The organism is Taibaiella koreensis, from assembly GCF_003545715.1.
GTDB classification, from domain to species: domain Bacteria; phylum Bacteroidota; class Bacteroidia; order Chitinophagales; family Chitinophagaceae; genus Taibaiella; species Taibaiella koreensis.
Genome location: NZ_QVNU01000003.1, coordinates 589,460 through 603,979, shown reverse-complemented (window position 1 = coordinate 603,979; position 14,520 = coordinate 589,460). Strand labels below are relative to the sequence as shown.

Genomic DNA, 14,520 nt, shown 5'->3' with positions numbered 1-14,520 from the left:
ACGGTAATATTTTTTTAAATAGGTTGCGAATAAACGACAAAAGACGCATTTTACCAAATCTTTAATAAAGATAATCATTTATTAAAGCACCACTTGGTTAAAAAGCGTCTTTTGTAATAACGTAAGTACTTGTTAATGACCTAGATCAGCTCAACAGTACCACCGGCAGTTTCTACAGCACTTTTCGCTTTTTCGCTGATCGCGTTCACTTTGACGGTTACTTTGGATTTGAGCTCACCGGTACCCAGCACTTTCACCAGGTCGGTACGATTGATCAGACCATTGATGTACAGCGCATCCAGGGAGAACTCCTGCAGGCTGTATCTTTCCATCAGGTAGTCGATCTGACCCAGGTTGAAAGCCTTGTACTCAACACGGTTCCTATTTTTGAAACCACGCTTGGGCATACGGCGCTGGATAGGCATCTGACCACCTTCGTGACCTTTCTTGGATTGATAGCCGGTACGGGCTTGCTGACCCTTGTTACCTTTACCGGCAGTAACACCATGACCGCTACCTTCACCGCGACCTACGCGTTTCTGGTGGTGGGTAGATCCTTCGGCGGGCTTTAAATTGTGTAATTGCATTGTATCTAGTTTTTGAACTTACGCGGGTATCGCTCCCGCTCGCATTAAAAATGAAAAATGAAAAAGTCAGCATTAAAAATCAGCATCGGCTCGAAGGCTTTGTGATTGCTACCGTTCTACTTCTGACTTACTGTTTAAGGCTTATTTTACCTCTTCTACGGTTACCAGGTGGAGCACTTTGGTTACCATACCTTTGATCTGGGCGGTGGCCTCCACTTCTACGGTAGCGTGCATTTTGCGCAGACCCAGCGCCTGCAGGGTGCGTTTCTGGCGCTCCGGACGGTCGATGCCGCTTTTCACCTGAGTTATTTTGATCTTAGCCATTGTACTAAAATTTTGAAAAATGAGAAATGGGAAATTACTAAAGCATCAGCGGGATTAGCCGTTGAATACTTTTTTCAGGCCTACGTTGCGCTTTTTCGCTACTTCGATCGGCTCGCGCATTTCGCCCAACGCTTTAACTGTGGCTTTTACCACGTTGTGCGGGTTAGCAGAACCCAGTGATTTGGCCAGAACGTCGGTATAACCGGCAGCTTCCAGTACAGCACGCATGCTACCTCCGGCCAGTACACCGGTACCGTGGGCTGCAGGCTTGATCAATACTTTAGCAGCGCCGGCTTTGGTAAACTGATCGTGGGGAACGGTACCGTTCATTACGGGCACCTTGATCAGGTTTTTCTTAGCGTCGTCAATACCTTTGGCAATCGCTTCTTTTACTTCCTTGGCCTTACCCAGACCCTGACCTACCACACCGTTACCATTGCCTACTACCACCAGGGCAGAAAAGCTGAACGCACGGCCGCCTTTGGTGGTTTTCACCACGCGGTTGATGGCAACCACCTTGTCTGTTAATTCTAATTCTCCGGATTTGATCCGGTTATTGGATTGAGTCATTTTTATCAGATATGCTCTACGGGTTTTGGCTTCCCTTGCCCGTAAAATTTTTAAAAAATATTTTTTGCCTGCGCAGATTAGAATTTCAATCCACCTTCACGAGCACCATCAGCCAGGGATTTCACGCGGCCATGGTACAGGTAACCACCACGATCAAATATGCATACTTCGATACCCAGGTCTTTCGCTTTCTGGGCGATCACCTTACCTACGAATGCTGCTTTTTCTGACTTGGTGCCGGACTGGGCAGCGATGTCTTTCTGACGGGAATTGGCTGAGGCCAGGGTAAGGCCGGTAGCATCATCGATCAGCTGAGCATAAATATCTTTGTTGCTGCGGAAAACGGACAGGCGGGGGCTTTGTGCCGTGCCTTTAACGTTCTTCCGGATACGCCAACGCAGTTTCTGGCGGCGTATTACTGTTTTTGCTGTTTTTGACATTGTGTCTCTATTTGTACGGGCTCGCCTTTGTGTTGTATTGGGCAATGGACCGATCCCTTTTGATCCTGGGTCCTGTCACCCGGCAACGGTCACAGACGGCTTCCGAAGGTTACATATTAATTCAAAAATCAAAAGCCAAAAGTCAAAATTCCAATTTTTGAATTTTGACTTTTTACTTTCAAGATTATTTACCAGCGGTCTTACCTGCTTTACGGCGTACGATCTCACCAGCAAAACGGACACCTTTTCCTTTGTACGGTTCGGGTTTACGCAGGCTGCGGATCTTAGCGGCTACCTGGCCTACCAGCTGTTTGTCGATAGACTCGAGCACGACGCGGGGAGGCTGACCTTTTTCCATAGTAGCGGTTGCTTTTACTTCAACGGGAAGATTCAGGATAATGTTGTGAGAGTAGCCGAGGGACATATCCAATTGCTGTCCGGTAACGGCGGCACGATAACCCACACCTACCAGCTCCAGGGTCTTGGTATAGCCATTGGTTACACCTTCAACCATATTGGCCAGCAGGGCACGGGTGAGACCATGCAGGGCTCGGTGACGAATCTGGTCGGTAGGACGGGTGATGGTCACTTTACCATCAGCCACTTCTACTTTCAGGTCGCGGTCTACCGCTTGTTTCAGTTCGCCCTTAGGGCCTTTTACAGTTACTTCATTAGCGGCGCTAACGGTAACGGTTACTTTGTCGGCCAATGCGATTGGCGCTTTTCCTACACGTGACATTTCTTTTGTGTATTTAAAAAATGTAAAAAACGGGAGCAAGTTATACGCTTCTTCCCTTGAATGCTCCGTTACCCTGCGTTTTCAGCGTTGTATAGGGACGCTTAGATGGCGCAAAGTAAGGCCCGGTAAAATTGGGAGTGCAAAGGTATAGTATTTTTCTTTTAAAAATGCAAGTTTTGCCAGCCTTCTTAAAAAAGTTTAATCTGAGCTCCTCGAGCGGTGCGAAATTGCCCGTGGCGCCATATTACGCAACATGCTCCCCTATAGCGAAAACGACATTTTTTATTGCCGTTGTACCACAACGGGAGAACCATTCGTTTATCTTACAATAATACCTGTCTTCCATGAATCAATTATCAAAACGCACAGCCATCGCTGTACTCGCCTGCCTTGCCTCCTGTGGCAAACAAGACGGAAAAACGAGGGATATCGCCTGCCTTCCTTCCAGCCTTTCGACGAACGTGATCGCCTTTTATCCTTTTTCAAGCGGATCGCTGCTGGATCGATCCGGCAACAACAGGCACCTGGTAGGTGTGGGTGCCGTTGGCCCCGACGCCGACAGGGACAATAATCCGCAATGTGCCTATGTTCTCAATAACACCGGCGGCAATACGGCCTATCTCACTTGCCCCGATCCCACTTTTCTCAACAACCTCAGCGGCCTATCTGTATCGGCATGGTATACGATTACAGACTCCCTGCGATATGGAGGCAGCTACACGACCCTGGTAAGCCGTGATACTGCCAAGGCTTGCCCCGACCGGGGCGGCCAATGGTCCTTGGGGCTGTACGATTGCTCCAGGGCCGTGTTTGGTATGTACCATTCTGTCTGGGACCAAATGATCACTTCCCCGGTCAGCTGCGAAAAAGAGATGCGCTTGCGCTATCATTCCTGGCACCACGCTGTCGCTACTTACGATAAGGCGACGATGTCCATAGCCATCTATCGCGATGGCGTGCTGCAGGAGACCAGGACCGGCGTCGCCGATTGTGGTTCGGGTGCCCCTCTTGTACGGGATATCGGCGATCTTATGCTGGGATATCGTTTTACCGGCAAGCTCGACGATGTGGCGCTATTCGACAAAGCCCTCACGCAACAGGAAGTAAGCGCGCTCTATAACAGCGCCCCCTGCTGCAGTACCTATGTCGAGTAACAGGTGTTCACAGATGGTTGCCGTCGCTGGCCGGATAATAAAAAGAGCAAATGTGCTTTACAGCGCATTTGCTCTTTTTATTATCTTATATATCTGTTGTCTTACCAGATCTGGCAAAGCACTTCTCCGCCTACATTCTGAGCACGGGCTTCTTTATCAGTCATTACACCTTTAGAAGTAGAAACGATAGCGACACCCAGGCCACTTTTCACTCTACGAATATCAGAAGGTTTGGCATACTGACGCAGACCGGGACGGCTTACGCGCTCCAGGGAACGGATCGCAGGCTCCTTGGTCTCGGCATTGTACTTCAAAGCAATCTTGATCAGACCTTGCTTATTGTCGTCTTCAAATTTGTACTTCAGGATATAGCCTTTGTCGTACAGGATTTCAGTAATGCGCTTTTTCAGATTGGAAGCGGGGATCTCAACGATACGGTGGCGCGCCATCTGAGCATTACGAACGCGGGTAAGAAAATCTGCAATAGGATCAGTTACCATTTTTTACGCTGTGTTTTTATTTGTTTGATAAATTGATGATAGTTACCCGAAGGTCTTTTCATCTAATGTTTCAAGTCCTTTAGGATCGGAGGCTTACCAGGAAGCTTTCTTTACACCCGGCAACTTACCTTCAAGGGCCATATCGCGGAAAATAACGCGACCCAGGGCAAACTGACGCATATAACCTTTAGGACGGCCGGTAAGCTGGCAACGGTTTTTCAGGCGTACAGGAGAAGCATTCTTGGGCAGTTTGTCCAGGGCTTCGTAATCTCCTGCTGCTTTCAAAGCGGCACGCTTCTCAGCAAACTTGGCAACCATTTTCTCACGCTTACGCTGGCGGGCTATAATTGAGGTTCTTGACATATCGATTAGTTGTTGTCTTTTTTGATATTTTTAAAGGGCATACCCAGCTCTTTCAGCAGCTCATAAGCCTCTTCGTTGGTACGGGCAGTGGTTACGAAAGTGATATCCATACCGCTGATACGATTCACCTTGTCGATGTCGATCTCGGGATAGATGATCTGCTCGGTAACGCCGAAGGTATAGTTGCCGTAGCCGTCAAAAGCCTTCTCGTTGATACCTTTAAAGTCGCGAACACGGGGCAGAGACACTGATACCAAACGGTCCATGAACTCAAACATATTAGCACCGCGCAGGGTTACGCGCGCACCAATAGGCATGTTCTTACGCAACTTGAAGTTGGAGATATCTTTCTTAGACATTGTGGGTACTGCCTTCTGACCGGCGATCATGGTCATTTCCTTCACAGCATCATCCACCAGTTTCTTGTCGGATACAGAGCCTTTAACGCCCTGGTTCAGACAGATCTTTACCAGGCGGGGAACCTGCATCACAGTAGAGTAGCCGAACTTCTTCATCAGGGCAGCCACTACTTCGTCTTTGTATTTCGCTTGAAGACGCGGTTGGTAATTTACAGTGCTCATTATTTAATTTCTTGACCGGTTTTTTTAGATATACGAATCGCCTTACCGTCTTTGCGTTCGCGACGAACACGTACGGGAGCTTTCGCTTTTGCATCCCAAAGCTGAACGTTGGAGATGTGAATTGTGGCTTCTTCTTTTACGATGCCGCCCTGAGGATTCTTAGCATTAGGTTTCAGGTGCTTGGTTACGATATTAACACCTTCCACCAGAATGCGTGCATCCTGCGGATATACAGCCAACACCTGGCGGGGAGTAGTACGATTTTTGTCGTTACCGGCAATGACCACTACCTGGTCGCCTTTTTTGATGCTGAACTTAGGTTTGAATCTAGTACTCATTTCTATAGATCTTGAGCCGCTATTTTATGAACGGGCGGCAAAGGTACGAAAATATTTTAATTATAATACTTCTGGCGCCAGAGAAACAATTTTCATGTATCCTTTATCACGCAGTTCGCGGGCTACTGGCCCAAAAATACGGGTACCACGGGGATCATCAGAGTTGTTCAACAACACCACAGCGTTATCATCAAAGCTGATATAAGAACCGTCCTTACGACGTAATTTATTTTTGGTACGAACAATAACGGCTTTGCTTACAGTTCCTTTCTTCACACCACCGGCGGGGATAGAATCTTTTACTGTAACCACGATCTTATCGCCAATACCCGCGTATACCTGGCCGCTATTGCCCAGCACACGAATGCAGAGTACTTCTTTAGCGCCGCTGTTATCAGCTACATTGAGCCTTGATTCCTGCTGTATCATTGTTATTTTGTTTAGCTGTTAGCTAATGTCAATTTTTAAGTTTTTACAATGCACCGATCTTTCATCCGGGCATTATGAAGACGAAAAGAGGCTATGCTTTGCCAATCTGACTCCCGGCAGGGGAAAAAGATCGTATCGCTTATTTAGCTTTCTCGATGATTTCTACCAGCCTCCAGCGCTTTGTGCGGCTCAGGGGGCGGGTTTCCATGATCCTTACGGTATCGCCGATACCACACTGGTTGGTCTCGTCGTGCGCATGGAACTTGGTGGTTTTCTTAAGGAACTTACCGTAAAAGGGATGCTTTACTTTACGTTCTACCGCAACGGTAATGGTTTTATCCATTTTGTCGCTGGTAACAAGCCCAATACGGCTCTTCCTGGTTTTCCTTTCTACTGCTGACATTATGAAAGAGGTTGAATATGAATTAAGATGCTAATTGTCTTTTACGCTGCTCGGTTTTCAACGTTGCAATCGTACGGCGAATGCTGCGGATCACCATCGGGTTCTCGATGGGGTTCACTGCATGGCTGAATTTTGTTTTCTTCAGACGCAGGCTCTCCTCGCCAATTTTGTCGTTAAGCGCTTCATCGCTCATAGAGCGATAATCTTCAACTTTCGCTGCTTTTGACTTTGCCATTGTTAAATATTGTATTGAGATTTGAGTATCGAGTATTGAGCTTAATTACTCGCTACTCTAATTCTTTATTTAATTTTCCTACAGGAATTAGCCTGCGTAGTCGGGGCGTACCACGAACTTAGTCTTGATCGGCAGTTTTTGTGCTGCCAGCTCAAAAGCTTCGCGGGCTACCTGCTCGGGAACACCGTCTGCTTCGAACATGATGCGACCGGGCTTTACTACAGCTGCCCAGTATTCCAGGCTACCTTTACCTTTACCCATACGCACCTCTGCAGGCTTTGCAGTAATAGGCTTATCAGGGAAAATGCGGATCCAGACATTACCTTCACGCTTCATGTGACGGGTCATAGCCTGACGGGCAGCTTCGATCTGGCGGTTGGTGATCCACACCGGCTCCAGGGCTTTCAGACCGAAGGAACCGAATGCGATGGTTGCACCACGCTCTGCATTACCTCTGATACGTCCTTTATGCTGCTTACGATGCTTTACTCTTTTTGGTTGTAACATTGCTGATATTTTTAAGTATCAAGTACTTTGTTGTATGATGTATGTTAAGCGTTGTCGACCCTGCCGGCGGTCAAGGACCAGGCGGCTGCTACGGGAGCCAGGGGGATACAGCGATTATTAGTCTTTCCTGGGACCGCTGTTGCGACGGTCTCCACCACCGCCACCACGACGGTCACCGCCGCCGCCACCACGACGATCACGGTCGCCACCGCCACGACGGTCACGATCACCACCTCTGTCACGACGCTCTTCGCCGCCCTGGTTGCCACGACGATCGGTAGCACCGCTGGTCAGGTTAGGATTCAGATCACGCTTACCCAGCACTTCACCTTTACATATCCATACTTTCAGACCGATCTTACCATATACGGTCATTGCGTATACAGAAGCATAGTCGATGTCCATGCGGAAGGTATGCAGCGGGGTGCGGCCCTGCTTGATCTCTTCGCTACGGGCGATCTCGGCGCCACCAAGACGGCCACCGGCCTTGATCTTGATACCTTCGGCACCCATACGCATTGCAGTAGAGATAGCCATTTTAATCGCACGCTTGTAGCTTACACGACCTTCGATCTGGCGGCAGATAGACTCGCCAACGATCTGGGCGTCCAGCTCGGGACGGCGGATCTCCATGATATTGATCTGAACGTCGTTATTGCCGGTCAGCTTCTTCAGCTCTTCTTTAATCCTGTCTACTTCCTGACCGCCTTTACCGATAATGATACCGGGCTTGGAGGTGTGGATGGTGATGATCAGTTTACCCAGAGTACGCTCGATAACGATGCGGGCTACGCCGCCTTTGTTGATACGTGCGTTCAGATACGTACGGATCTTGTGATCTTCAACCACTTTACCGCCGAAATCTTTCGGATTGCTGAACCACATAGAATCCCAACCACGGATAATTCCCAAACGGTTACCTATCGGATTTGCTTTTTGACCCATGTTCTTTGATTATGAATTTTGGATTTCAGATTTTGAATGTCTTTCAACAAAATCCAACCCTTAATTAATATTGTGAATTATTTGATCTGGAAAAAGTAATGGAACTAAATCAATTCAACATTCAAAATCCAAAATTTAAAATTAGTTCGCTTTGCTGTCTACGACGATTGTTACGTGATTGCTGCGCTTGCGTACGCGGTAAGCACGACCCTGGGGAGCTGGCAGCATGCGTTTCAGCATACGGCCACCATCTACGAAGATGGTCTTTACGATCAGGTTAGCCGAAGCTACGTCTGCACCTTCGTTCTTCTGTTTCCAGTTGTCGATAGCACTCAGCAGCAGTTTCTCCAGGGGTACCGAAGGATGCTTGGTATTGAACTTCAGAATATTCAAAGCTTTCTCTACTTCCAGGCCACGGACCAGGTCTGCCAAAAGACGCATTTTGCGCGGCGAAGTAGGATAATTGCGTAAACGAGCGGTTGCTTCCATTGTATTAATTTGATAAATTAGCTATTGCTAATCGGATAATTACTTTTGAATGATATCGGCTGTTGCCGGTGAATCAAATGTTTCTTTACTTGAGCACTGATCTCCTTACTAGCCAATCTCACATTAGCTAATCTTACATCAGCTTATTTTTTCTTGTCGCCGCCGTGACCTCTGAAGTTACGGGTAGGTGCAAATTCACCCAGCTTGTGGCCTACCATGTATTCCGTTACATACACGGGGATGAACTTGTTGCCATTGTGTACAGCGAAAGTGTGTCCTACGAATTCGGGAATGATAGTGGAACGACGGCTCCAGGTTTTCACTACCGTTTTACGACCGCCTTCAGCGTTCATCTTGGTTATTTTCTCTTCCAGGTTGTGGTCTACGTAAGGACCTTTTTTAATTGAACGACCCATTTAATTTGGTTGTTTTTGATGATTTGATCCCGGCACGGAACCCATTTTATCTGTTATTGTTATAATAGAGACGCAGCGTGCTGCGTCTCTACGCATTATTTCTTCGCTTTACCTGACAGCTTCTTACCATCGCGGCGCTGAATGATCAGCTTGTTGGAACCTTTAGTCAGGCTGCGTGTTTTTTCACCCTTGGCGTATTTACCTGTACGGCTACGGGGGTGACCACCGGAAGATTTACCTTCACCACCACCCATCGGGTGATCTACGGGGTTCATAGCCACACCACGTACGCGGGGACGCTGACCTTTCCAACGGTTGCGGCCTGCTTTACCGGCAGATTCCAGGGCATGGTCGCTGTTGGATACGATACCTACGGTAGCGATACAGGTGCTTAATACTTTACGCAATTCACCGCTGGGCATTTTCAATACAGCGTATTTCTCTTCTTTGGCGTTCAGCTGGGCATAAGTACCTGCCGAACGGGCCATAGCGCCACCTTTACCAGGCTGCAGCTCGATGTTGTGGATCACAGTACCCAGGGGCATGTTCTTCAACAGCAGTGCATTACCTACTTCGGGAGCTGCATTATCACCGCTGATCACCTTAGCGCCTACTTCGAGACCCTGGGGAGCGATGATGTAACGCTTTTCGCCATCGGCATAAGCCAGCAAAGCGATGAAAGCGGTACGGTTGGGATCGTATTCGATGGTTTTAACGGTAGCAGGAATGTCCTTCTTATCACGCTTGAAATCGATGATACGATATTGTTTTTTATGACCGCCACCCATGTAGCGCATTACACGACGACCCTGAACGTTACGTCCGGCTGTGCTCTTTTTGGGCGCCAGCAGGCTTTTTTCGGGGGTATCGGTAGTTATCTCTGCAAAGGCGTTGCCTACTCTCCAACGTGTACCGGCCGTAGTCGGTTTGTATTTACGTAAAGCCATTTCTTGTTTAATTTGTCACCGGTCTCAGCCGGCGGTATTTTATAGTTTGTTGTTAGCGGTGGCACTATCCGCCACCATACTTAAGCTGCGGGTTCTGTTTAGAATGCAAACAGGTCGATGTTTTCGCCTTCAGCCAGGGTTACGATCGCTTTCTTAAAGGAAGCTTTGCGGCCGGAGATGAAACCAGCTTTGGTAAAACGGCTTTTGCTTTTTGCAGGCATAACGATCGTGTTCACATCAGTAACCTTTACGTTATAGAACTCTTCTACAGCAGCTTTAATTTCCAATTTGTTAGAACGCTTGTCTACTACGAAAGTGTAACGGTTTTGCTTTTCCATCTGACCGTTTACCTTTTCAGTAACTTTCGGGCGAACCAATACTTCTGAAATTTTCATTGTTATTTTATTTGTTGGTCCCAGGCTTGCGCCGGATCCATGTTTTTATGAGTTGAGTACCGAACCGGATTGCTTATTCCGCTACTTCCACTACTTCTTCTGTAAATACTTTGGCAGCGCTCTCGGTCAACAGGATGGTGTTGGCGTGTACGATGTCGTAAGTATTGATGTCGCTCAGTACGCTGCTTTTTACGCGGGGTACATTGCGGCTGCTCAGGTAGAGGTTTTGATCGTAGTCTACATTTACCAGGAGCAGCTTTTTGCCGCCGATCTTAAGACCATTCACTACCTGCAGGAATGCTTTGGTGCTGGGCTTTTCGATCTTGATATCTTCTACAACCACGATATTTTTTTCGCGGGCTTTGTAAGTGAGGGCCGACATCTTAGCGAGGTCTTTCACTTTACGGTTCAGCTTGAAATCGTAGCGGTGCGGGATGGGACCGTTGATGGTACCACCACCTTTGTACAGCGGGTTGCGGATATTACCTTTACGGGAGCCACCGGTACCCTTTTGGCGATGCAGCTTGCGGGAAGCACCTTTAACCTCACCACGGGTTTTGGTTTTGTGGGTACCCAAACGTTGCGCCGCCAGATATTGCTTTACAGCAAGGTAGATGACGTGATCGTTGGGTTCGATATTGAAAATATCCTCCGGTAATTCTACGCTACGTCCGGTATTTTCACCTTTGCTATTTAAAACTTCGATTTGCATTTCTTATAATTTTTAGCTGATGCTAATGGAAATAATGTTTTCTATCCGCGGGATTAACCTACGTTGTTTTGGATCAGAACGATAGAACCGTTATGACCGGGAACAGAGCCGGTAACCAGGATGTAGTTCTGCTCGGGATAAACTTTTACTACTTTCAGCGCTTTCACTTTTACGCGATCGCCACCCATGCGGCCGGCCATGCGCATACCTTTGAATACACGGCTGGGATAAGAAGAACCACCGATAGAACCGGGAGCGCGCTGACGGTCGTGCTGGCCGTGGGAAGCTTCGCCCACACCGCCGAATCCGTGACGTTTTACTACGCCCTGGAAACCTTTACCTTTGGAGGTACCGATCACGTTTACCTTTTCACCTTCGGAGAAGATGTCTACGGTAATACTTTCACCAACTTGTTTATTAATGGAACTGTTGCGGATTTCTTTTACGACAGCTTTGGGGGCTGTTTCTGCTTTCGCGAAGTGATTGAGCAGGGCTTTGGGCGTGTTTTTTTCTTTACGCTCGCCAAAGGCGATCTGCAAGGCTTCGTACCCGTCGGTTTCGACTGTTTTCTTTTGCGTTACTACGCAAGGTCCGGCCTCGATAATGGTGCAGGACACCTGCTTTCCATTAGATTCGAACACGGAGGTCATGCCGATTTTTTTACCAATAATACCTTTCATAATATTTTGTTTTCAGCACCGGTCATAAGGGATCTGACACGGAGCTGTGTTATTATTATTTAATGCTAACGGAAAGCCAGAACTGTGCCTGCTTCCCAGCCAAGCGCCCGTTGATTGCTATTGTATCAGGGTCAAAGACCCGGATACGAATCCGCGGGATTAGCTGTTATTCCTATTGCTTTAAAGAACTTTGCTTTCGCTGTTTTTCTCTGTTTATACAGGGAGAAGACTGTTAGGCTTTGATCTCTACTTCTACACCGCTGGGAAGGTCCAGTTTAGACAAGGCATCCACGGTACGGCTGGAAGAAGTATAAATGTCCAGTAATCGCTTGTGTGTACACAATTGGAACTGCTCACGGGCTTTCTTATTTACGTGCGGGGAACGCAGAACCGTAAAAATTTTCTTATCCGTAGGTAAGGGAATAGGACCGGTAACTACGGCGCCTGTATTACGAACGGTCTTTACGATCTTTTCTGCGGACTTATCCACGAGATTGTGGTCGTAAGACTTTAGCTTGATGCGAATACGCTGTGACATATCAAAAAACTTCCTTGTTAAAATTTTTGGGACTGCAAAGGTAGAAAATCTTTTCAAAACACCAAAAATATTTTGAATTTTCTTTCTGGAACCTTACAATCGGGCCGCAAAGATACATACATTGCAGATATAATACTTCTTTTCCCATGTTTTTTTCCTGTAATTTCCTTTAGAAACTCCGGGGCATTTCTGAAGAAGTTTTGGCTGATGTGTGGCCTGGCCTGCTATTGGTTTTCACCCAGGACCAGGGAGGCCGGTACAGCAGGTACTGTCCTGGCCGGCAGCTTGATCGCATGTCCTTATGCACTGCTCCGGCAGGTATTAAATTAAAAGCGTACCGCCCCCGGTAGAGACAGTACGCGTCCATTTAATTCCGATCGGCCAGCTATAGGCTTTCTTCGCGCCACCATGCAGGCGCCTTATTGCTTCTGCACCGGCAGTACTGTGCTACCCTGCCCCTCTGCCGATAACAGCTGCAGGTAATACAGCCCGGCCGGCAATCGCTGCAGGGAAAGCGCTGCCTGTCCCATCTCCAGCTTACCCTGCTGAAGCCGGACACCAATATTGTTGTACAAGATATAGTCACAATTTTCTTTAAGGCCTTTAAAATAAAGCGTATGTGTAACGGGATTGGGATAGACCTGCAATTCGGTCAGGGAGCCCCTGTTGCCGATACCTACCGTACCGATCTGCACCTTACGGCACAGCTTTACCGTGTCGCAGCCGTCGATCGCTTTCAGGCATACGTCATACATCCCCGAAGCTGCGTAGGTATGACTGGGGCTGGCCACGGCTGAAGCCGGGCTGCCATCGCCGAAGTCCCAGCTGTAGGCAGTAGCCCCCATCGAGGTATTGGCAAGGTTCACGGTATTGCCGGCGGTTGTAGCTGTAAAACCAGCGGCGGGCAAGGGATCGAACCGGCGCCAGTAGCTCAGGCTATCGAAGGCCACTGCTTTGGCTGCAGCTTTGATCGCCCCGGCATCTCCGGCGCTAAGGCTGTAATTATAGGTATTCGCCACGGGATCTTTCCCGTATAAAAGTGTATAGAAGCTCAGTGCTGCCGCAAAGGTACCCGCAGCCGTGGGGTGGCTGCCATCGGCAGCGTACAGCTCGATGGAAGGATTGAGCGCACGTACCCTGCGCCTTACCCTACCCGCCGGGCTCAACCAGGCTTCGTTATCCTCGGCCATAATGGAATACCGGAGATACAACATGCTGTCCATTCCTGAGTAGGTGCATATGGGCGGCCATACGGGGCAATTGCCTGCATCGCCGTTCTTATAGCCCCAGGTCATATAGAAAACTGTTTTCGCACAAGGGCTGGCGCGATGGATCAGGCTGTCCAGCTTTTTCGCATAGGGATATACTTCATTAGCCACCTGACCATCTGAAAACGAGGGGCGCTGGCTTTGCTCCTGGAGCACCACATAGTCCCATCCGCCCTGGGCGATGAGCGATAAGGTGGTACTATTGCTGCAATGCTGCTGGAAGGTCTGTCCACCGGGCGTATTCGACTGGTAGATCAGCTGGTCGCCACTTGCCACAGCGAGGTTGGCGATCACCTGCGGCAGGTTATTGACCTCAGTGTAGCTATTGCCGAGAAACAATACCCGCAGGGTATCGGCAGCCGTGACCTGCGAGACCGCAAATAGTGAGCCGGCCAACAGCAATAGGGCCTTCAGCTTCGTAGTTTGAAAAATTCCTTTATTCATTTTGCTAAGGTTTATTCGTTTCTATTAAGTATCGTATGCCTGAGGGCTACTTTAACAGACGGCCGGAACAGAAATTTTCTTAGCTACTAAGAATAGTTACTGGTTTCCCGGTAGCCTGGACCACTTGTCCTTAGCCAGACAGCTTTGGGCTGCAGCAGGTTGGCACGGCATACCGATATAGCGTAAAAAAAGGGTGAGCGGATTGCCACCGCTCACCCTTTTCCCGTAAAAAAACCTGGTTATTCCTCTTCTTCGGGCAGCTCTTCTTCGTATTCTTCATAAAAGCCTTCGCCTTCGGGCAGCAGCTGATCGTTCAGGATCACCAGCATAGGCATGCGGCCGTTTACAGGCTCGTCGGTAAGGAACGACCAGTCTTCGATTTCCCAGCCTTCGGCCAGCAATTCATTAAGCCCTTCCAACTCTACCAGGGAAGTTACCTTATCGGGTTGGCTGGCCAGCTCATTTATGTTTACGGATACTGCTACTACCTTTTGCATCTTATTATGTTTTTAGGTT

24 protein-coding genes are annotated in these 14,520 nt (G+C 48.3%); 1 reads left to right on the top strand and 23 read right to left on the bottom strand.

Features of this window, described 5'->3' with window-relative positions; all coding sequences use genetic code 11:
* Positions 1-140 precede the first annotated feature (140 nt).
* From rplO to rplF, 5 genes are all read right to left on the bottom strand, one after another.
* On the bottom strand, positions 141-587 hold the full coding sequence (gene rplO, locus DZK30_RS12620) for a 50S ribosomal protein L15 (RefSeq protein WP_118974480.1): 447 nt from the start codon (positions 585-587) through the stop codon (positions 141-143).
* Between the two features lie 141 nt (positions 588-728).
* A complete protein-coding gene (rpmD, locus tag DZK30_RS12615) occupies positions 729-911 on the bottom strand; it encodes a 50S ribosomal protein L30 (RefSeq protein ID WP_118974479.1) in 183 nt (60 codons plus the stop codon).
* A 54-nt stretch (positions 912-965) separates the two neighbouring features.
* Positions 966-1,481 (bottom strand): 30S ribosomal protein S5, encoded by a 516-nt coding sequence (gene rpsE / locus DZK30_RS12610; RefSeq protein WP_118974478.1) that lies wholly within the window; start codon positions 1,479-1,481, stop codon positions 966-968.
* Positions 1,482-1,558: 77 nt separating this feature from the next.
* Complete coding sequence (gene rplR / locus DZK30_RS12605; RefSeq protein WP_118974477.1) at positions 1,559-1,921, bottom strand: 50S ribosomal protein L18; 363 nt, start codon at positions 1,919-1,921, stop codon at positions 1,559-1,561.
* 184 nt (positions 1,922-2,105) lie between these two features.
* Positions 2,106-2,660 (bottom strand): 50S ribosomal protein L6, encoded by a 555-nt coding sequence (gene rplF / locus DZK30_RS12600; RefSeq protein WP_118974476.1) that lies wholly within the window; start codon positions 2,658-2,660, stop codon positions 2,106-2,108.
* Between the two features lie 344 nt (positions 2,661-3,004).
* On the opposite strand from rplF, the gene DZK30_RS12595 reads away from it, so the two are divergent.
* Positions 3,005-3,814, top strand: coding sequence for a LamG domain-containing protein (locus DZK30_RS12595; protein ID WP_118974475.1), 810 nt, complete (start codon positions 3,005-3,007; stop codon positions 3,812-3,814).
* A gap of 101 nt (positions 3,815-3,915) precedes the next feature.
* On the opposite strand, the gene rpsH is transcribed toward DZK30_RS12595, so the two are convergent.
* The 18 genes from rpsH to DZK30_RS12505 all read right to left on the bottom strand — a co-directional run bounded on the left by rpsH (position 3,916) and on the right by DZK30_RS12505 (position 14,501).
* On the bottom strand, positions 3,916-4,314 hold the full coding sequence (gene rpsH, locus DZK30_RS12590; protein ID WP_118974474.1) for a 30S ribosomal protein S8: 399 nt from the start codon (positions 4,312-4,314) through the stop codon (positions 3,916-3,918).
* 93 nt (positions 4,315-4,407) lie between these two features.
* A complete protein-coding gene (gene rpsN / locus DZK30_RS12585) occupies positions 4,408-4,677 on the bottom strand; it encodes a 30S ribosomal protein S14 (protein WP_118949931.1) in 270 nt (89 codons plus the stop codon).
* Positions 4,678-4,682: 5 nt separating this feature from the next.
* The gene (gene rplE, locus DZK30_RS12580) at positions 4,683-5,258 is read right to left on the bottom strand and encodes a 50S ribosomal protein L5 (RefSeq protein WP_118974473.1); all 576 of its coding nucleotides are present in this window, start codon (positions 5,256-5,258) and stop codon (positions 4,683-4,685) included.
* Positions 5,258-5,596, bottom strand: coding sequence for a 50S ribosomal protein L24 (gene rplX / locus DZK30_RS12575; protein WP_118949929.1), 339 nt, complete (start codon positions 5,594-5,596; stop codon positions 5,258-5,260). The genes rplE and rplX overlap by 1 nt, the downstream gene beginning before the upstream one ends.
* Positions 5,597-5,656: 60 nt before the next feature.
* Positions 5,657-6,025, bottom strand: a complete 369-nt coding sequence (rplN, locus tag DZK30_RS12570) for a 50S ribosomal protein L14 (RefSeq protein WP_118949928.1) — start codon at positions 6,023-6,025, stop codon at positions 5,657-5,659.
* 139 nt (positions 6,026-6,164) lie between these two features.
* The gene (gene rpsQ, locus DZK30_RS12565; RefSeq protein ID WP_118974472.1) at positions 6,165-6,428 is read right to left on the bottom strand and encodes a 30S ribosomal protein S17; all 264 of its coding nucleotides are present in this window, start codon (positions 6,426-6,428) and stop codon (positions 6,165-6,167) included.
* A gap of 22 nt (positions 6,429-6,450) precedes the next feature.
* The gene (gene rpmC, locus DZK30_RS12560) at positions 6,451-6,663 is read right to left on the bottom strand and encodes a 50S ribosomal protein L29 (RefSeq protein ID WP_118974471.1); all 213 of its coding nucleotides are present in this window, start codon (positions 6,661-6,663) and stop codon (positions 6,451-6,453) included.
* An 87-nt stretch (positions 6,664-6,750) separates the two neighbouring features.
* Complete coding sequence (gene rplP, locus DZK30_RS12555) at positions 6,751-7,170, bottom strand: 50S ribosomal protein L16 (RefSeq protein WP_118974470.1); 420 nt, start codon at positions 7,168-7,170, stop codon at positions 6,751-6,753.
* Positions 7,171-7,287: 117 nt separating this feature from the next.
* Positions 7,288-8,115 (bottom strand): 30S ribosomal protein S3, encoded by an 828-nt coding sequence (rpsC, locus tag DZK30_RS12550; RefSeq protein WP_118974469.1) that lies wholly within the window; start codon positions 8,113-8,115, stop codon positions 7,288-7,290.
* A 141-nt stretch (positions 8,116-8,256) separates the two neighbouring features.
* Positions 8,257-8,604, bottom strand: coding sequence for a 50S ribosomal protein L22 (gene rplV, locus DZK30_RS12545; protein ID WP_118974468.1), 348 nt, complete (start codon positions 8,602-8,604; stop codon positions 8,257-8,259).
* Between the two features lie 143 nt (positions 8,605-8,747).
* Positions 8,748-9,020, bottom strand: coding sequence for a 30S ribosomal protein S19 (gene rpsS / locus DZK30_RS12540; protein WP_118974467.1), 273 nt, complete (start codon positions 9,018-9,020; stop codon positions 8,748-8,750).
* A 95-nt stretch (positions 9,021-9,115) separates the two neighbouring features.
* Positions 9,116-9,967 (bottom strand): 50S ribosomal protein L2, encoded by an 852-nt coding sequence (rplB, locus tag DZK30_RS12535; protein ID WP_118974466.1) that lies wholly within the window; start codon positions 9,965-9,967, stop codon positions 9,116-9,118.
* A 98-nt stretch (positions 9,968-10,065) separates the two neighbouring features.
* The gene (gene rplW / locus DZK30_RS12530) at positions 10,066-10,362 is read right to left on the bottom strand and encodes a 50S ribosomal protein L23 (protein WP_118949920.1); all 297 of its coding nucleotides are present in this window, start codon (positions 10,360-10,362) and stop codon (positions 10,066-10,068) included.
* A 73-nt stretch (positions 10,363-10,435) separates the two neighbouring features.
* Positions 10,436-11,074 (bottom strand): 50S ribosomal protein L4, encoded by a 639-nt coding sequence (rplD, locus tag DZK30_RS12525; RefSeq protein WP_118949919.1) that lies wholly within the window; start codon positions 11,072-11,074, stop codon positions 10,436-10,438.
* 53 nt (positions 11,075-11,127) lie between these two features.
* A complete protein-coding gene (gene rplC, locus DZK30_RS12520) occupies positions 11,128-11,754 on the bottom strand; it encodes a 50S ribosomal protein L3 (RefSeq protein ID WP_118974465.1) in 627 nt (208 codons plus the stop codon).
* A gap of 232 nt (positions 11,755-11,986) precedes the next feature.
* A complete protein-coding gene (gene rpsJ / locus DZK30_RS12515; RefSeq protein ID WP_106522046.1) occupies positions 11,987-12,292 on the bottom strand; it encodes a 30S ribosomal protein S10 in 306 nt (101 codons plus the stop codon).
* Between the two features lie 419 nt (positions 12,293-12,711).
* Positions 12,712-14,004 (bottom strand): PKD domain-containing protein, encoded by a 1,293-nt coding sequence (locus DZK30_RS12510; RefSeq protein WP_118974464.1) that lies wholly within the window; start codon positions 14,002-14,004, stop codon positions 12,712-12,714.
* 239 nt (positions 14,005-14,243) lie between these two features.
* Positions 14,244-14,501 carry a hypothetical protein gene (locus tag DZK30_RS12505; RefSeq protein WP_118974463.1) on the bottom strand — a complete coding sequence of 86 codons (258 nt, stop codon included), beginning with the start codon at positions 14,499-14,501 and terminating at the stop codon, positions 14,244-14,246.
* Positions 14,502-14,520: the final 19 nt, after the last annotated feature.